At 68.7% G+C, this 16,920-nt stretch carries 17 protein-coding genes; 4 read left to right on the forward strand and 13 right to left on the reverse strand.

The annotated features are described in order from the left end of the window. Window positions 1-8: 8 nt before the first annotated feature. The 12 genes from ACWELJ_RS20020 to ACWELJ_RS20075 all read right to left on the reverse strand — a co-directional run bounded on the left by ACWELJ_RS20020 (window position 9) and on the right by ACWELJ_RS20075 (window position 10,792). Window positions 9-959, reverse strand: a complete 951-nt coding sequence (locus ACWELJ_RS20020) for an MlaD family protein (RefSeq protein ID WP_452367640.1) — start codon at window positions 957-959, stop codon at window positions 9-11. Then, window positions 959-1,969, reverse strand: coding sequence for an MlaD family protein (locus tag ACWELJ_RS20025; protein WP_452367641.1), 1,011 nt, complete (start codon window positions 1,967-1,969; stop codon window positions 959-961). The genes ACWELJ_RS20020 and ACWELJ_RS20025 overlap by 1 nt, the downstream gene beginning before the upstream one ends. Next, window positions 1,966-2,892, reverse strand: coding sequence for an MCE family protein (locus ACWELJ_RS20030; protein ID WP_452367642.1), 927 nt, complete (start codon window positions 2,890-2,892; stop codon window positions 1,966-1,968). Before ACWELJ_RS20030 ends, ACWELJ_RS20025 begins: the two co-directional genes overlap by 4 nt. Next, the gene (locus tag ACWELJ_RS20035; protein WP_452367654.1) at window positions 2,893-3,903 is read right to left on the reverse strand and encodes an MCE family protein; all 1,011 of its coding nucleotides are present in this window, start codon (window positions 3,901-3,903) and stop codon (window positions 2,893-2,895) included. Further along, window positions 3,903-4,910, reverse strand: a complete 1,008-nt coding sequence (locus ACWELJ_RS20040; protein WP_452367643.1) for an MCE family protein — start codon at window positions 4,908-4,910, stop codon at window positions 3,903-3,905. Before ACWELJ_RS20040 ends, ACWELJ_RS20035 begins: the two co-directional genes overlap by 1 nt. After that, window positions 4,907-5,935 (reverse strand): MlaD family protein, encoded by a 1,029-nt coding sequence (locus tag ACWELJ_RS20045; RefSeq protein ID WP_452367644.1) that lies wholly within the window; start codon window positions 5,933-5,935, stop codon window positions 4,907-4,909. Before ACWELJ_RS20045 ends, ACWELJ_RS20040 begins: the two co-directional genes overlap by 4 nt. A 3-nt stretch (window positions 5,936-5,938) precedes the next feature. Then, window positions 5,939-6,808, reverse strand: a complete 870-nt coding sequence (locus tag ACWELJ_RS20050) for an MlaE family ABC transporter permease (protein ID WP_452367645.1) — start codon at window positions 6,806-6,808, stop codon at window positions 5,939-5,941. After that, entirely contained in the window at window positions 6,808-7,635 is an 828-nt protein-coding gene (locus ACWELJ_RS20055; RefSeq protein WP_452367646.1) for an MlaE family ABC transporter permease, read from the reverse strand. The genes ACWELJ_RS20050 and ACWELJ_RS20055 overlap by 1 nt, the downstream gene beginning before the upstream one ends. A 302-nt stretch (window positions 7,636-7,937) precedes the next feature. After that, window positions 7,938-9,188, reverse strand: a complete 1,251-nt coding sequence (locus tag ACWELJ_RS20060; protein ID WP_452367647.1) for an NAD(P)/FAD-dependent oxidoreductase — start codon at window positions 9,186-9,188, stop codon at window positions 7,938-7,940. Beyond that, window positions 9,185-9,370 carry a rubredoxin gene (locus ACWELJ_RS20065; protein ID WP_357084824.1) on the reverse strand — a complete coding sequence of 62 codons (186 nt, stop codon included), beginning with the start codon at window positions 9,368-9,370 and terminating at the stop codon, window positions 9,185-9,187. The genes ACWELJ_RS20060 and ACWELJ_RS20065 overlap by 4 nt, the downstream gene beginning before the upstream one ends. A 1-nt stretch (window position 9,371) precedes the next feature. Next, window positions 9,372-9,551, reverse strand: a complete 180-nt coding sequence (locus ACWELJ_RS20070) for a rubredoxin (RefSeq protein ID WP_452367648.1) — start codon at window positions 9,549-9,551, stop codon at window positions 9,372-9,374. Beyond that, the gene (locus ACWELJ_RS20075; RefSeq protein ID WP_452367649.1) at window positions 9,551-10,792 is read right to left on the reverse strand and encodes an alkane 1-monooxygenase; all 1,242 of its coding nucleotides are present in this window, start codon (window positions 10,790-10,792) and stop codon (window positions 9,551-9,553) included. Before ACWELJ_RS20075 ends, ACWELJ_RS20070 begins: the two co-directional genes overlap by 1 nt. Window positions 10,793-10,900: 108 nt before the next feature. Between ACWELJ_RS20075 and ACWELJ_RS20080 the strand changes: the two genes are divergently transcribed. After that, window positions 10,901-11,506 (forward strand): TetR family transcriptional regulator, encoded by a 606-nt coding sequence (locus tag ACWELJ_RS20080; RefSeq protein ID WP_452367650.1) that lies wholly within the window; start codon window positions 10,901-10,903, stop codon window positions 11,504-11,506. Window positions 11,507-11,575: 69 nt separating this feature from the next. Here ACWELJ_RS20080 and ACWELJ_RS20085 read toward each other — a convergent pair whose 3' ends face one another. Then, on the reverse strand, window positions 11,576-13,525 hold the full coding sequence (locus tag ACWELJ_RS20085; protein WP_452367651.1) for a GMC family oxidoreductase: 1,950 nt from the start codon (window positions 13,523-13,525) through the stop codon (window positions 11,576-11,578). Between the two features lie 125 nt (window positions 13,526-13,650). Here ACWELJ_RS20085 and ACWELJ_RS20090 point away from each other — a divergent pair, with 125 nt between their 5' ends. The 3 genes from ACWELJ_RS20090 to ACWELJ_RS20100 all read left to right on the forward strand — a co-directional run. Beyond that, entirely contained in the window at window positions 13,651-14,130 is a 480-nt protein-coding gene (locus ACWELJ_RS20090; RefSeq protein WP_452367652.1) for a pyridoxamine 5'-phosphate oxidase family protein, read from the forward strand. A gap of 114 nt (window positions 14,131-14,244) precedes the next feature. After that, on the forward strand, window positions 14,245-14,910 hold the full coding sequence (locus tag ACWELJ_RS20095; protein ID WP_452367653.1) for a respiratory nitrate reductase subunit gamma: 666 nt from the start codon (window positions 14,245-14,247) through the stop codon (window positions 14,908-14,910). 88 nt (window positions 14,911-14,998) lie between these two features. After that, window positions 14,999-16,920, forward strand: a 1,922-nt coding sequence (locus ACWELJ_RS20100; protein ID WP_452367655.1) for an alpha-mannosidase, incomplete at its 3' end; no start/stop codon positions are given.

Below are 16,920 nucleotides of genomic sequence, written 5' to 3' on the forward strand. Positions count from 1 at the left end.
CCTTCTCTCTAGCGAGGAATCTCGAGGCCCACGTGCGCCGCGCCGTCGCCGGGAAACACCGTGGACAGCAGGTCCACGATCGATCCGGCGTCCACGCGCAGCGGTTTGATCACGCTGGTGGCGGGTTTCAGGACGGTGGCGATCTGCCCGAGGTCGGGCCCGATCAGCCGCAGGTACTCGTCGATCTTGGCGACCAGCGGCCCGATCGGATCGTCGAAGATGTGCTCGCCGATATAGGAGTAGTTCTGGAACGCGGCGATGATGTGCAGCAGCTCGGGCAGCGCGGTGGTCAGATCCCCGGCCGCGGCGCTCAGCCCGGGCGCGCGCCCGTCGAACTTGTCGCCGAGGGTCTGCACGTTCGAGTACAGCCGCCCGATGGCTTCGCGCTTGTCCCGCAACAGGTTCGCGGTGCCGACCAGTGCCTTGGTGAGGTTGGCGACCTCGGCGTCGCGGCCCTCGAACCCGGCGGCCACCGTGGTGGCCAGATTCTGCAGTTTGGCCGGATCCAGTTGCGCGGTCAGGGCGTCCAGTTTGGCGAGCGCGTCCCCGACGGTGGTGGCGACCCGCACTTGCCGGTTGGGCACCACGCTGCCGTCACGCAGGTACGGCCCGGCGGTCCCGGTCGGCCGGAAGTCGAGGAACTGTTCCCCCGCCGCGGACAGATTGGCGATCTGCACGACGCTGTCCACCGGAATCCGGTACTTGGCGTCGTATTCGAGAGTGACCGCCAGCCCGTGCGCGGTCGCCCCGATATCGCGGACCTTGCCGATGGGCAGGCCGCGCAGCGTCACCTGGGAGGTCTTCATCAGCCCGCCCGACCCGTCGAGCTGCACGGTGACGGTGTTGTTCTCCCGGCGCGGATCCAGGTTCAGCACCCCGACCGCCATGTAGCCGCCGCACACGAAGGTCAGCACCAGCAGCATGACCAGCGACACCGGCCCGGAGAGTGAAAGCTTCATCAAGGCACCATCCCGATCCCGCGCAGCGTGCCGATCAACTGATCGGCCTGCGCGTCGGCGGCGGACACGGTGCGCACCTTCACATCCGGCGCGTTCAGGAAGGGAATGATCTTCTCCTTCAGCAGCGTGTGGAAGGTGTCGAGGTTGGCCGCCAGGGTCAGGTCGGCGTATCCGGCCGTCACCGCGGTGGGCGCGAGCACGGACACGATCGACCGGAAGTCGCCGAGATGCGGCAGTAGCAGGTCCCCGGCGTTCTTGGCGAGCGGTCCGCCGCTGATGATCAGATTCACCACCGCCAGCAGCACATCCGACAATCCGGCCGCCCGATCCGGCCCGAGCGTGAGGATCCGGTCCACCGCCCCGCGACCGGACTCCAGCTTCCCGGTGATCTGCTGCGCCGAGGTGAGGATGCGATTCAGCTCGTCGGTGTGGGTGGCCATATCGTGCAGCGCCGCCCGGCCCGCCCGGTTGACCCGGTCCAGTTCGGCCGGGTCCGACGGGAACGCGGCGTTCACGTCGGTCACCAGCTTCTGGATGTCCGACCACCGCCCGCCGGTGATGATGTTCGACAGCGCCCGCAGAATGTCCTCGACATTCGTGGCGGGAATGGTCTGCGACACCGGAATCACGTCACCATTGCCGAGCAATGTGCCGCTGGCGTTCTTGGGCGCTTCCAGCGCGATATGGATATCGCCGAGAATGGTGGACTGCCGCAATTCCGCCGTCGTGGACTTCGAGAGTTTGGCGTCGGTGTGCAGTTTCACCGTCGCCACCGCGGTGGTCCCGATGAGCTCGATGTGGTCGAGCATGCCGACCTCGACACCGTCGGAGATCACCTTGGCGCGGTCGGGCAGATTCAGCACCGACCCGAATTCGATGCGCACCGTGTAGGTGTCGCCGGAGGGATAGGTGCCGGGTATCGGGATATCGGTCGCCTTCACCCCGCAGCCGGTCAGGACCAGCGCGGCCGCGGTGACCACCGGCAGCAGCCGGACGACCGCCCGCCTCATTTCGCACCCGCCCGCGGTAGCTGCGCGGCCAACGGCGGCAACGCGGTGAGCAGCGAGGTGATGTCGCCCTGATGCTGCTGCACGAAGGTATGCGCCTGCGGCAACACCACATCCAGCAGGCTGTAGATCTGCTGATCGTATTTTCCGGCATTGCGCGCGATCACCGGCAGGAATTCGACCGCGATATCGACCGCCCCGGAGAATTCCGCCGAGAACTGCCCGATCAGCTGCAGGCCGTTGCGCAGATTGTTGAGCACCTGCGCCATATCCGGCCAATTGGTCACGAACATGGTGGTGAGCTGATCCAGATTGTCGACCAGCCGGCGGAAGGCAGCGTCCTTCTGCGCGGGATCCCCGACCACCGCGGACAGCCGCTGCAGCAATTGATTCCACTGCTGCCCGGTCCCGTCGATCGCGGAATTGGCCGCGGTCAGGGTGTCGTCCAGGAGCGTGTCCGGCTTGCCGCCGGCGCCGCCGCCGGTCAGGTCACCGGCCAGCTTGCCCATGGCGTCGAGCGCCTCGCTGATCCCGATCGGCGTCCTGGTCCATTCCAGGGGAATGCACTTCGCGGTGTCGAATCGCGCACCGCCGGTGTACGGCTTGGTCAGCTCCACATGCCGGTCGGTCACGATGGAACTCGACAGGGTGACCGCCGCGATATCGGCGGGCAGTTTCACCGAATCCTTGACGCTCATGGTGACCCGCATGCGGTCGCCCAGCGCCTCGATCCTCGACACCGTGCCGACCTCGACCCCGAGCATGGTCACGCTATTGCCCTCGTACAGTCCGACGGTGTCGGCGAACTCGGCGCACACGTGCTGTTTCGGATCGCGGACGGTCGACGCCCACGACACCCCCACCGCACCGGCCGCCACCACCGCGACGGCGACTCCGGCGGCGAGTGCTGTTCTGCCCCAGTTCATTCAGCACGCCTTGCCTTCGAAGGGAATGCACAGCCGGACGCCGGCGGCCGGGTCCTTCACCTGCACCTGATTGCCCAGCAGCCCCGTCAGCCGGTTGATCACCGCACGCATGCCGTTGATCACGGTGTCGAGCCGGTTCGGGTCCGCCATGAGCTTGGAGAACAGCTGCTCGAACTGGGTGACCGACGGCTCGATGCTGTCGTAGGCCATGATCGGCCGGTGCAGCACGACCAGCAGCCGCTTCAACAGGGCGAACATGCTCACGATGTCGTCCTTGCGGTTACCGAGCTGGTCGGCGACCGCGCCCAGCTGTTTCACGAAGTCCGCCAGCAGCGCTTTGTCGTCGGCGATGGCGGCGATGTACTCGTCGGAGACGGTGAGAGCGCTGTTGAGCTGATCGGTGCGCTCGGCCAGCAACCCGGTGAGGTCGTTGGCATTGCCGATCACCCCGCGCAGCGCGTCGGGCTGTTGCGCCAGCGCCGAATTCAGCTGCCCGATGGTGTCGCGCATGGTGGTGGCGTCGACCTTGCCGAAGACCGGGGTGCCCTTGTCGAGGATGTCGCTGAGCTCGAATGGGGTGGTGGTGCGCTCGGGCGGGATGTGCTTCGACGCCAGGTCCTTGTCACCGGCGGGGGCCAGCGCCAGGTAGTGGCCGCCGATCGGGGTCAGCATCTTGACCTCCACGGCCGACCTGTCCCCCACCCGCACATCGCGATTCACGGTGAAGGCGACCTCCACGTGATCCCCGGCCAGGTCCACGGCGCGGATCTTGCCGACATCGATGCCCGCCACCCGCACCTCGTCGCCGGGCCGCGCCCCGCCCGAGATCCGGAAGTCGGCCACGTAGGTGCGCTGCCCGAACGGGATCACGTACACCGCGCCCGCGACGGCCAGCGCGATCACGCACACCACGACACCGGCGATACCCCAGCGCAATTGCGTGTTCTGGTCCCCGCGACCGGTGAGCACGTCCCGGATCAGTTCGCCCATCCGGGCGATCAACGCTCTCATCAGTTGCACACCACCAGGTTCTGGTTGGACAGGATGACACCGGCCACCGCGGGCAGCGCGGCCTCACCGTGGGAGCAGGTGATGCGCGGTTTGTACCCCTGCCCCGGAACCGTCTGATTCAGTCCGGTCACCACTTGCGGTGCCAGCGCGAGGATCTGGGTCAGCTGCTCGGTTTGCGGCACCAGGCGCCGGAGCAGGCCGTCGACCGGACCGTACGCCGTGTCATAGGCGTCACGCGTCTCCTCCAGCAGCGGAACCACCGGCGCCAGCAGCGTTTGCGCGGTGTCGACCGCGCTCAGCATGGCCCGGGTCTTGGCGGTGAACTGGTGCAGGATGCCCGAGAGCTGCTGCACCAGATCGCCGACCGCCTTCGACTTGCCGCCGATGGCGTCGGCGACCACGCCCAGATTGCGGATGAGCAGCACGATCACGGCCTCGCTGTTGCGGGCGTGCTTGGTGAGCGTGTCCACGTCCGCCAGCACCGGCCCGATCCCGGAGCCGTCGCCTTGGATGACGCGCAGCAGGTTGGTGCCGAGCTGGTTGAGCTGCGCGGGGTCGAGCGTGTCGAACATCGGCTTGAATCCGTTGAACAGCTTGGACACGTCGAAGCTCGGAATGGTCCGCTCGACCGGGATCGTCGTTCCGGCAGCGATTTTCGTGCGACCCGGCCCGTCGGTGAGCAGCTCCACATACCGCTGGCCGATGAGGTTCTGGTACCGCACCGCCGCCTTGGTGTTGTCGTACACCGGCCGCTGACGCTCCACGGTGAAGCGCACCCGCGCCCGGCTGCCGTCCAGCGACACCGTCTCCACCTTCCCGACCGCGACCCCCGACATGCGGACCGAGTCCCCGGCGAACAGACCCGACACATCGGTGAACACCGCGTCGTAGGTGACCTTGTCGCCGGGGATCGGGGTCCGCAGCGCGGTCACGATGAAGGTGGTGCACCCGACCACGACCAGCAGGAACGCGACCAGCTTGAGGGCCGACCCGGTGACCTCGCTCATTTGGCGCCTCCCGCCAGCGAATCCGCCAGGTACGGCATGGTGTTCGCGATCAGCTCCAGCTGCAGCCGCACCCGGCCGTCGACCACCGGGAACGCTCCGTCCATGGCCCGCAGCAGATTCGGCACCCGATTGTGGGCCGCGGCCGCCGAGCCCACGGACACACTGATCGGCACCGCCACGTCGAGAATGCCGTCGAGGATCTTCTCCAGCTCCGGGTTGTTCTGCTGCAGCAGATTCGAAATGCCCACCAGCACCGCGTCGTTCAGTCCATTGGTGGATTTGTTGGTGCGCGCCCGGTTCTCCGGGTCCCCGAAGTAGGCGCTCTGCTCGAGCACCGCCAGGACGGCGTGCCCGGCCGCGGGCGTCACATCCGCGAACGCGCCGGTCATGTCCCCGCCGATGCGCAGGTAGTGCGCGAGGCTGTTCCGCTGCCCGTCGGCCAGGGTGCGCGCGGTCTCGAGGAACGACCGCAGGACCGGGCCCATGCTGGCGGCATTGTCGAGCATGAGATCGAACAGCCGGTGCACCGCCGCCGAATCCAGCACCTGGGTCAGGCGCGCGGCCCGCCGGAACACCCCGGCGACGGTCGCGTTGGTGGCGCTCTCCCCGATCCGGAGCACCGCGTGCTCACGCAGCTTCGTGCCATCGGTGCCCGGCACCAATTCGATGGCGCTGGAACCGAATACGTTCGACGAGGTGAACCGTGCGGTGACATCGTCGGTCAGCGCGCCGGCCTGCCGCCGGTCGATCCGCAAACCGATGCGCTGATGCCCGTAGCCCACCGTCTCCACGGTCGACACCGTGCCGATCGCGTACCCGCGGAACTTGACCTCCGCGCCCGGGGCCAGCCCCTCGCCGAGGGTCGCCGCGTCCACGGTGACCTCGAACCGATCCGCGAAAGAGCCTCGGGCATAAGAACTCACGACAATCGTCACAGTGACGAGTACGACGGCGACCACCAGTCCGCGCAACCGCAGCCGCCACGGTCCGGCGCTACGGCCGGAATGATCCTTGAAGACGGCCATATGTCACCCCGAGATCCGGATGCCGACATCCAGGCCCCAGATCACGATCGTCAGGATCATGTCCAGGATGACCACCAGCACCAGGCTGGCGCGAATGGCGCGACCCGAGGCCCGGCCCACGCCCTCCGGGCCGCCCGAGGCGTAGAAGCCCTGGTAGCCGTGGATGAGAATGATGGTGACCACGAAGATCGTCGCCTTGATCAGCGAGGCGATCACGTCGCCGGGCTGCAGGAAGGCGTCGAAATAGTGGTAGTAGGTGCCCGAGGACTGCCCGTGCAGCACGTTCACCACGGTCGCGCACGACAGATACGACAGGATCAGGGTGAGCAGGTGCAGCGGCACGATGGTGATCGCGCCCGCGATCACGCGCGTGGTCACCACGAACGGCATGGGCCGAATGCCGATGGCCTCCAACGCGTCGATCTCCTCGGCGATGCGCATGGCCCCGATCTCGGCCGTCATCCGGCAGCCCGCCTGCGCCGCGAAACCGATGGCCGCCACCATGGGGGCCATCTCGCGGGTATTGGCGTAGGCGGAGACGAACCCGGTCAGCGGGCCCATCCCGACCATGTTCAGCGCGGTGAAGCCCTCCACGCCGATGGACCCGCCGACCGCGATGCCCAGGAACGCCAGCACCGCCACGGTGCCGCCGCCGACGATGAGCGACCCGGAGCCCCAAGTGATGTCGGAGAGGATGAGCATGGTCTGCCGCCGGTACACCCGCAGCGTGTGCGGGACCGCGGCCAGCACCTGGTAGACGAAAGTCGCCTGGTGACCGAGGGATTCGACCAGCGACAGGGGCGCCTGCGCCGAGGCGCCGATCACCCGCCCCGCGGTCCCGAGTGGCGTGTACTTCGCCGGTACCTGGGTCATCAGCCCACCTGCGTCGGGATGAACATCGACACCAGCTGCGTGATCACCAGATTCACGCCGAAGGCGGCGATCACGCCGATCACCACCGCCGCGTTCACGGCATTGGCCACGCCCTTGGGTCCGGCGGTGGCCTCCAGCCCACGCTGACACGACACGATGAGCACGATGACGCCGAAGATGATCGACTTCACGATCGCCACCCACAGATCGCTCATCTTGGCGAAGGCCGCGAACGCCGACAGGTACGAGCCGGGTGTCACGCCCTGGAAGCCGACGGCGATCACGTAGCCGGTGAACACGCCCATGAAGATGATCAGCATGCACAGCAGCGGCGTCAGCGCGATCATGGCCGCCAGCCGCGGGGCGACCAGCCGCCGCACCGGATCGATTCCCATGACGCGCAAGGCGTCCACCTCGTCGCGAATGGTGCGCGCGCCCAGATCCGAGGAGATGGCCGAGCCCGCCGCCCCGCCGAGCAGCAGCGCGGTCACCATGGGCGCGCCCTGCCGGATGACACCGAGGCCGCCGGCCGCGCCGGACACCGAGCTCGCGCCGACCTGCTGGGTCAGGCTCCCCACCTGCACCGCCACGATCACGCCGAACGGAACCGACACCAGCACAGCGGGAATCGCCGTCACACTGACGATGAACCAGCCCTGCTGCAGGGTGTCACGCCAGGGATGGCGGAGTTGGACGATATCGACGATCAGGAATCGGAACGCCGCGATCGCCAGCTGAATGGCGCGCCCGAAGGTCCGCAGCCCCGAGAGTACGGATTCGATTGCCTGCCACAGCGTTTCCGGCCCCCGAACGACCTTCTCGACCAATGTTCACCACCCCACAGCCCCTACTGTTTGGTCGATGCCGACCGGTCCCTCTGTTGACCCGGTTCCGACTGACCGAGACAGTAATACAGATTTCGGACTGACGTGTCAGTCTTCACCGAAATATCCGGGGCCTTGACAGGAGCCGCGAGAGCGGAGAAGGATACGCGCGCCGCGCGAATAGCACGCATTACCAGCGGGTTTCAGCAATAGATCGGCAAATGCGAAATGCCACCGGACCATTCGGCTGGCCCGGTGGCATTTCAGATATTGCGAGGTGTTAGCTCAACTGCGGGCGGATGCCCTCACGACTGTCCGGACAGTGCGAGCGCCTCGGCCAGCGGCAAGGATTCGTCGGCGCACGCCGCCGCGTCCAGCACCGCTCCCCGGCCGATCAGGTCCCGCGCGACCCGGAACTCGGCCGGGCGGGCGATCGCCACCACACCGACCGGGCGGCCATCGCGCAGCGCCAGCACCGTCGCGTCACCGGACTCCGCGCTGCCCCGCACGATCAGCTCGTCCTCGGCCCGAATCACGCCCGCGAACTGCACGTTCCGCCCGTACTGCATCGACCAGCCCCACGGCACCTCCGCGGTCAGGGCGGGCAATCCGAGCATCGACCGCGCCGCGGCCGCACCTTGGGCCTGCGCGCTGTTCCAGTGCTCCTCGCGGCGGTACCGGCCCGACTTCGGATCCAGCCGCGTCACCGCGTCACCGGCGGCGAACACCCCCGGCGCCGACGTGCGATACCGCTCGTCCACCCGGATTCCGTCGTCCACGGCCAGTCCGCCGGAGCAGGCGAGCTCAGTGTCCGGGACAGATCCGATCGCGACCAGCACCGCCGCGGCGGTCCAGGTGCGGTCGTCCTCGGCCACGGCCACCATCTCGCTGCCGGTGTAGGCCAGGTGCGACAGCCGCACCTCGGTCGTGATGGCTACCCCGTTGTCCGCGTGCAGCTTTCGGATGTAGTCGCCGACGACGGCGGGCGCGACCCGCTCCAGCGGCGCGGTCCCGGCGTCGAGCACCGTGACCTCCGCACCCAGACCCCGTGCGGTGGCGGCGACCTCGCACCCGATGAGCCCGGCCCCGATGATCAGCAGCGACCGATCCCGCTCGAGCGCCGCCCGCAGCGCTTCGGCCTCCGCGCGGCCCCGCAGGGTGTGCACCGGCAACGCGGCCTCGGGCGCCACGGACCGGTCCGAGGTCACCGCGAGTTGCCGCGACCGGGCGCCGGTGGCCAGCAGCAGCGAGTCGTAGCCGATCGCGGTCCCGTCGGCCAGCCACACCAGACCCGGTCCCGGATCGATGGATTCGACCGGCACACCCACCCGCAGGTCGATGTCGTTGCCCGCCCAGAAGTCGGCGGGATGCAACAGCGACCGCCGGTCCTCCACCGCGCCGGCCAGCAGTTCCTTGGAGACCATCGGCCGCCGGTAGGGCGCCGTGGGTTCCGCGCCCAGCAGCACGATCTCCCCGGTGTAGCCCTCGGCACGCAGGGTGCGCGCGGCGCCGGCCCCCGCCACGCCCGCGCCCACGATGACGATGCGCCCGCTCACGCGCGGCTGACCTCGACCATCTCGAAATCGCTCTTGGCCGCACCACAATCGGGGCAGGACCAGTCGTCGGGGATGTCGTCCCAGCGGGTGCCGGGCTCGATGCCGTCCTCGGGCCAGCCCAGCGCCTCGTCATATTCGAAGCCGCACTGCAGGCAGCGGAAGAGTTTGAAATCGGTGCTCATGTCAGTGTCCCTTCTGGGCGGAAGCCGGTTCGAAGTCGATCTTTTCGCGCACCCCGCAGTCGGGGCAGCACCAGTCGTCCGGGACGGCCGACCAGGCGGTGCCGGCCGGGAAGCCCTCGCGCGGGGCGCCTTTCGCCTCGTCGTAGACGTAATCGCAGATCGGGCAGCGGTAGGAGGACATCACGCCACCACCCCGTACTTGGCCAGCACGCGGGCGCGCTTGCGGGGCTGGACGTTGGCGCGGGTGATGTCACCCGAATAGTGCTCGAGCACGCGGTGATCCATCACCTTGCGCCACAGTGGCGGGAAATAAGCCAGCGAGATCATGCTCGCGTACCCACTCGGCAGGTTCGGGGCGCCGTCCATGCTGCGCAGGATCTGATAGCGGCGGGTGGGGTTCGCGTGATGATCGCTGTGCCGCTGCAGGTGGTACAGGAAGATATTGGTGACGATGTGGTCGGAGTTCCAGCTGTGCTCCGGGGTGCAGCGCTCGTAGCGGCCACTGGCGGTCTTCTGCCGCATCAGGCCGTAGTGCTCGAGGTAGTTCACCGTCTCCAGCAGGGCGAAACCGTAGATCGCCTGGATCACCAGCCACGGCAGCACCCCGGGACCGAACGCCGCGGTCAGCGCGCCGAACAGCACCACCGACATCAGCCAGGCGTTGAGCACGTCATTGCGCAGCGTCCACGGACGCTGACCGAGCCGCTCCAGGCGCTTGGCCTCCAGCTCCCACGACGAGCGCAGGCTGCCCCACACGCTGCGCGGCAGGAAGCCCCAGAAGGTCTCCGCGAAGCGGGCGCTGGCCGGATCCTCGGGGGTGGCGACGCGCACGTGGTGGCCGCGATTGTGCTCGATGTAGAAGTGGCCGTAGAACGTCTGGGCCAGGGTGATCTTCGACAGCCAGCGCTCGAGCTCGTCCTTCTTGTGGCCCAGTTCGTGCGCGGTGTTGATGCCGACGCCGCCCATCACGCCCATGCTCAGCGCCAGGCCCAGCTTGGAGATCAGACCCAGGCCGCCGTCGACGCCCAGCCACGACAGGTCGCTCGCGGTCCACAGGTAGCAAGCCACGGTCAGGCTCAGCAGCTGGAACGGGATGTAGGCGTAGGTGCAGTACCGGTAGTACTTGTCGTTCTCGAGGTACTCCATCACCTCGTCGGGCGGATTCTGGCCGTCCGGGCCGAAGAATCGGTCCAGGATCGGCAGCAGGATGTACACGATCAGCGGGCCGATCCACCACCACACCGGCGAGACCGCGGTCCAGCCGAATTCGTTGAAAGCCCAGACCAGCGCCATTGCCAGGAACAGGGCGGTCGGGGGGACGAGGCCGAGCAGCCACAGATAGCGCTTGCGGTCCCGCCACTGCGGGCGGTCCGTGGCCTCCGGCTCGCTACCGCGTCCGATTCGAGAATGAGACGTCGTCATTGCCGTACTCCTAGCCTTTACACTTTCTCAAGAACTGTATTCATTAGATACACTGTGATCCAGTCTGTCAACGACGAGACGAAAGTTGGGCCCATGTACGATCGGGACGTGGTTGAAGCACCGAACTTCCAGAGCGAGATGCGGCTACTGCTGCGCGAGCGCATCATCGAAGCCGGCCGGCGAATCGTCATCACCGAGGGCTGGGGCGCGGTGAACATGTCGCGGCTGGCCAAGGAAGTGGGCGTGAGCCGCCCGGTGCTCTACAAGGAGTTCGCCAACAAACACCAGCTGGCCGAGGTGGTGGTGGAGCAGGAAGTCGACACCTTCCTGGTCGGCATCGCCGAATGCCTGGCCGCGCACCCCGCCGATGTCGCGGCCGGCATGACCGGGGCGGTCGAGTTCACGCTGCGCACCGGCGCGGACAACACCTTGATCAAGGCGGTCCTGGCCGGGCGGTCGGAGACCGACACCTCCCTGCTGCCGGTGCTGATGACCGAGACCGAACCGGTCCTGGGCCGCGCGGTCACCGCGCTGTCGGCGGCCATTCGCGCGCAGTACGGGCTGCCCGACATGGACGACGCCGAACTGACCTCCATGACCGAGGTGCTGGTCCGGCTCGCCCTGAGCCATCTGTTCCAGCCGACCGGGCCGATCGACCGGGCCGTGGGGCAGATCAACACGGTGATCGTCGGCGCCTACGGCTCGGTCCTGTAAGGCGTCTACGACATGGTGCGGTAAGGACGGCGCGGCCCGCGAGAACGCCTGCCGCGCCGCCGAATCGAGTTACGCGAGCCGCGCCGCGAGACGGGTGGCGTTCATGTACGCGATGGCTTCGATGCTGACCATCGGATTCACCCCCGACGAGGTCGGGAAGCACGAGGCGTCCGCCACCACGATATTCGGCACATCCCAGGTGACGCCGTCGGGATCGGTCGCCGAATCCGCGGCGGAGCCGCCCATCCGGGCCGAGCCCATGATGTGCAGCGCGCCCATCGAACACCGGCCCGGCGCGTACCCGGCCGCGGCGGCGCGCGCGGCGAACTCCTCGTGCGAACCGCTCACACCCGGCTCGTAGCCGACGTCCGCCTGGTGGCCGGAGAAGATCCGCCGCGCGCCCGCCGCCTCCAGAATGCTTGCGGCATTGACGATTCCGGTGTGCATGTGGGCGGCGTCGCGGGCCGAGAGCCGATAGCGCACCACCGCCTCGCCCTGCTTGTCGGTCTCGACCGAGCCGTGGTCGCGGTCGCGGGTGATCACGCCGACGGCGACGGTATTCGCCAGTTTCAGCATGCGGTCCCGGTGTGCGGCCGCGCCGGTCCAGGCCTGGAAGCCCACCGACATGCCCGGGGTCATCGGCCCGGTCTCGTAGATGACGCCGTAGCCGTGGCCGTCCAGGTCGCGGTCGTGTTTGGAGTAGCGGGTCTGCAGGCCGCCCTCCCACGGGCGGATCTCCTCGTCGAACACGCCGAACACCGCGGTGGCCGGATGTAACCGGAGGTAGTCCCCGATGGCACGATTCGTCAGTCCCGAGCGGCGCAGCAGGGCGGGGGTCTGGATCGCCCCGGCGGCGACCACCACCGCCCGAGCCCGCACCCACACCGAATGCCCGTCCGCCGTCACCGCTTCCACGCCGGTGGCGGCGCCGCCGCTGATCTCGATGCGCCGCACCTCGGTGCCCACGAACAGGCGCGCGCCGGCCGCGGCCGCGTCCGCCAGCCAGGTCTTGACCGCCGACTGCTTGGCCCCGATGCGGCAGCCGAAACCGCAACGCCCGCATTCGATTCCGGCATCGCAGCCGCGAACGTTGCGGGGCAGCGGCTCGACGTGCCAGTCCAGTTTGCGCAGGCCGCGTTCGAGGACCTCGTCGCGACGCGAGGCGGGCGAGTGGTCGAGGTTCACCCCGAGCCGCGCCTCCACCGCGTCGAGCGCGTCGGTGTACTCCCGTTCCCCGAACTGGCCGGCGCCCAGCCGCGCCCATTCCGCGCGCACATCGTCGGGGGTGCGGAAGGAAGTGGTCCAGTTGACCACCGTGCCGCCGCCCAGCGCGCTGCCCGCCACCAGGCTCAGCTGGCCTTCGGCGGTGGCGGCCGGACCGGGCGCGTACAGCTTCAGGAAGCCTTCCTTCTCGCCGATGCCGAAGTCGGGGTCGTCGAGGTAGTCGCCGCGTTCCAGCACAACGACATCCAGGCCCGCCTGGGCCAGGACCGCCGCCGCCGTCCCGCCGCCCGCGCCCGACCCGATCACGACCACATCGCACACCACCGTGGTGTCGGCGGCCGGCCGCTCCGGGCTGAGCCCGCGTTTCGCGCCGTCGACCGGGCCGAAGGCGGGCGGGAAGCCCATCTTCTCCCACACCGGATTCACTCCGGTCGGTCCCGGCGTCAGGTAGTAGGAGGTGACCGCCGCGCCCTTCAACGCCTGGAACAGCGCCCGCTTCCGCTCGATCCGGGAGTTGGCCATTCCCAGCAGCATTCGCTCGCGCTCCGCGGCGCCGAGCCGGGAGAATCTGCGCCACCCCACGCCGTTGAGCGCGCCGAACCCCCGCGAATCCCACACGCGCATGAGCAGTTCGAACTGCCGCCGCTCCGCTTCGCGGGGATTGCGCCCGAGCAGCTCGGTGACGGTGTCGACCACCCCCAGCGCGGACGCCGCCGCCAGCTCACCCCCGTCCCCCGGCGCGAAAGTGTCACACACCATCTCGAGTACGGCCCGCCGCGCCGCATCTGAACCCATGCCGCCATCATGCGCTACCCGCCCGCCCCTGTCCCGGCAATTGCGGCACCCCGCCCTCACATGCCGGGCGGCGAATCCGCTTACCCTCGTATCGTTTCGTCCGCTCATCCCGAACAGGACCGGTCTTGACCCTCGAACAGCACTGGGATCGCATCCGCGAGACCGTCTCTCACGCCGGACACTGCGCCATCGCCACGATCGACGCCGACGGCGCACCGACGGTCGCACCGATCGGCACGGTGTTCCTGCGCGACGATACGACCGGTTTCTACTTCGACCAATACGCCGAGGCGCTGGGCCGCAACCTGGACCGCGATCCCCGGCTCAGCCTGCTGGCGGTCGACGGCCGTGGCCTGTTCTGGTTCCGCGCGCTGCTGACCGCGCGCTTCCCGTCGCCGCCCGGGGTCCGGCTCTACGGGACCGCCGGTCCCCGGCGCGCCGCGACCGAGGAAGAGCTGCGGCAGGTGCGAGCACGAGTGCGCATCCCGGCGCGGCTCGCGGGCGGCAGACTGCTGTGGTCGGACTTCTCCCATGTCCGCGACATCAGCTTCACCGGCTACCGACCGGTTCGGTACCCGCACATGATGTCCCACCTCTGGCAATAGCCCGAGGCCCCGGCGCGGAGTTGGCACGATTCGACACTTCTCCGGCGACCTCCGGCGTGCGACAGTTGCTCGGCCGGTGCTGCCGGATGCCGACCGACCGTACGGGGTGAGGCCATGATGATCGCGATCTGGGTGGTATTGCCGTATGCCGCCGTGGTGTCGTGCGCGATCGGGCATCTATGGCGCTACCGCCGCGACGGATTCCACGGCTATCTCTACGGTCCGCACATCGACAAGGCGCAGCGAATCGGGATCGCCGCCGTACGCGCCGGATTCCCGGTGGTGTTCGCGGTGCGGGTGGCGGAGATGCTCGCCTCGGGCCCGCACGCCCGGCCCCAGCACGACATCCAGGTACTGCTGTCGGCGGTGCAGATCGTGGCCGCGCCGGTCACCGTCGCCGGGGTCGCGCTGATCCTCATCCCGCCGCTGATCTCCGCCGACGTTCGGCATCGGGTCACACCCCTGGACCGGCTCACCCTGCCGCTGCTGAGCGCCGCCCTGTTGTCGGCCGTGCTGGTCACCTTCGACGGCAGCGCCACCGACGGCCGCTACCGCGCCGCCGAAACCCTGTTCCCCTGGGCGCGTTCACTACTCGCACTGCACCCCGACCCCTCCGGCATGGATCACGCGCCGCTTCTCTACCAGGCGCGCGGCCTGATCGTGGTCGCGATCATCGCGATCTGGCCCTACACGCGACTGGCCGGAATCCTGTCCGTCCCCGCCCTGCGGCTGCTGCGACAGGCCGTCCCCACCCCGTATCGATCCGCGCCGACGGTCTGAGCATTCCCGAAGGCGCGGTCCGCGGCCGCTACAGTCGGGCGGGAGACGGTTCGCCGGTCACCACCCACGCCCGATGGGAGCCACCGTTATGCACGATGACCGCCGGTTGATCGAGGGCAGGCTCGGGCGGGTGCTCGACCGGATCAAGCCCGCCGTGTATCCGGAATCCACGCCGATGCGGGTATCGATCTGGGAGGCGCCGGGCGAACCGGTGCCGGTGGCCGAGGGGATCGCGGCGCCGCGCACCCCGACCGCGCCGGGCGCCCGGTGGGGTGCGCCCTGGGGCACCAGCTGGCTGACCGTCGAGGGCACCGTGCCGCCGGAGTGGGCGGGACGCACCGTCGAGGCCATCATCGATCTCGGGTTCGACGCGAACCAGACCGGATTCCAGTGCGAGGGCCTGGTGTACCGGCCCGATGGAACACCGGTGAAGGGGCTGCATCCGCGCAATCAGTGGGTGCGCGTCGCCGCCTCGGCGCGCGGGGGCGAACCGGTGCTGTTCCATGTGGAGGCGGCGTCGAACCCGATCATCCCGTTCTTCGGGCCGACCGGGCTCGGCGACCTCGACACCGCGGGCAGCGACCCCCAATACCGTTTGGGACGAATGGATCTCGTCGTCTTCGACGAGGAGGTATGGCAGCTGGTCCAGGATCTCGAGGTGCTCGGCGAGCTCATGCACGAGATGCCCGAGGACCCCGCGCGCCGCTACGACATCGTGCGCGCCATCGAACGCGCCCTCGACGCCATCGATCTGCAGAACGTGAACGCCGGGGCGAGTGCGGCCCGCGCCTGCCTGACCGGGGTGCTCGCGCGACCGGCCGTGCCGTCGGCGCACCTGATCTCCGCGGTCGGCCACGCCCATATCGACACCGCGTGGCTGTGGCCGCTGCGCGAGACCGTGCGCAAGGTCGCCCGGACCACCGCCAATATGACCGCGCTGCTCGACGCCGAACCCGATTTCGTCTACACCATGTCCCAAGCGGCGCAATACGATTTCCTCAAACAACACCGGCCCGAGGTGTACGCCCGGGTCAAGGAGGCGGTCGCGGACGGGCGGTTCGTGCCCGCGGGCGGCATGTGGGTCGAATCGGACACCAATATGCCCGGTTCGGAGGCCATGGCACGGCAGTTCGTGCACGGCAAACGATTCTTCCTCGAGGAATTCGGCGTCGAGAACGAGGAGGCGTGGCTGCCCGACACCTTCGGGTTCGCCGCCGGGCTGCCGCAGATCATCAAGGCCGCCGGATCGAAATGGCTGCTCACCCAGAAGATCTCGTGGAGCCAGACCAATACCTTCCCGCACCACACCTTCCTGTGGGAGGGCATCGACGGGACCCGGATCTTCACCCACTTCCCGCCCGTCGACACCTACAACTGCTCCATGCAGGGCCGCGAGATCGCCCACGCCGCACGGAACTTCAAGGAGAAGGGCCGCGCCAACCGGTCGCTCGCCCCGACCGGCTGGGGCGACGGCGGCGGCGGGACGACACGGGAGATGATCGCGCGCGCCGCCCGCCTGCGCGACCTCGAGGGCTCACCGAAGGTGACCTGGGAGCGGCCGGCCGACTTCTTCGCCGCCGCCGAGGCCGAATACCCGAACCCCGCCGTCTGGGTGGGCGAGCTGTACCTGGAACTACACCGCGCCACCCTGACCAGTCAGGCCAGGACCAAACAGGGCAACCGGCGCAGTGAGCACCTGCTGCGGGAAGCCGAACTGTGGGCGGCCACCGCGGCGGTCCGCACCGGCTTCGAGTACCCCGCCGCGGACCTGGACCGGCTCTGGAAGACGGTGCTGCTGCACCAGTTCCACGACATCCTGCCCGGCTCGTCGATCGCGTGGGTGCATCGGGAAGCCGAGGCGACGTACGCGCGGGTGGCCGCCGAACTCTCCGCCATCATCGAACGCGCGCAATGGGCGCTCGGCGGGGAGCGGTCCGGCTCCCACGTCTTCAACCCCGCCCCGCACGCCTGGCGGGGCGTCCCGGCCGGCGGCGCGGGACCGGTCGTGCC

The organism is Nocardia sp. NPDC004582 (assembly GCF_053602115.1).

Coding starts and splice junctions, on each gene's coding strand:
- ACWELJ_RS20020 (WP_452367640.1), bottom strand. CDS start 959: ATGAAGCTTTCACTCTCCGGGCCGGTGTCGCTGGTCATGCTGCTGGTG.
- ACWELJ_RS20025 (WP_452367641.1), bottom strand. CDS start 1,969: ATGAGGCGGGCGGTCGTCCGGCTGCTGCCGGTGGTCACCGCGGCCGCG.
- ACWELJ_RS20030 (WP_452367642.1), bottom strand. CDS start 2,892: ATGAACTGGGGCAGAACAGCACTCGCCGCCGGAGTCGCCGTCGCGGTG.
- ACWELJ_RS20035 (WP_452367654.1), bottom strand. CDS start 3,903: ATGAGAGCGTTGATCGCCCGGATGGGCGAACTGATCCGGGACGTGCTC.
- ACWELJ_RS20040 (WP_452367643.1), bottom strand. CDS start 4,910: ATGAGCGAGGTCACCGGGTCGGCCCTCAAGCTGGTCGCGTTCCTGCTG.
- ACWELJ_RS20045 (WP_452367644.1), bottom strand. CDS start 5,935: ATGGCCGTCTTCAAGGATCATTCCGGCCGTAGCGCCGGACCGTGGCGG.
- ACWELJ_RS20050 (WP_452367645.1), bottom strand. CDS start 6,808: ATGACCCAGGTACCGGCGAAGTACACGCCACTCGGGACCGCGGGGCGG.
- ACWELJ_RS20065 (WP_357084824.1), bottom strand. CDS start 9,370: ATGAGCACCGATTTCAAACTCTTCCGCTGCCTGCAGTGCGGCTTCGAA.
- ACWELJ_RS20070 (WP_452367648.1), bottom strand. CDS start 9,551: ATGTCCTCCTACCGCTGCCCGATCTGCGATTACGTCTACGACGAGGCG.
- ACWELJ_RS20075 (WP_452367649.1), bottom strand. CDS start 10,792: ATGACGACGTCTCATTCTCGAATCGGACGCGGTAGCGAGCCGGAGGCC.
- ACWELJ_RS20085 (WP_452367651.1), bottom strand. CDS start 13,525: ATGGGTTCAGATGCGGCGCGGCGGGCCGTACTCGAGATGGTGTGTGAC.
- ACWELJ_RS20095 (WP_452367653.1), top strand. CDS start 14,245: ATGATGATCGCGATCTGGGTGGTATTGCCGTATGCCGCCGTGGTGTCG.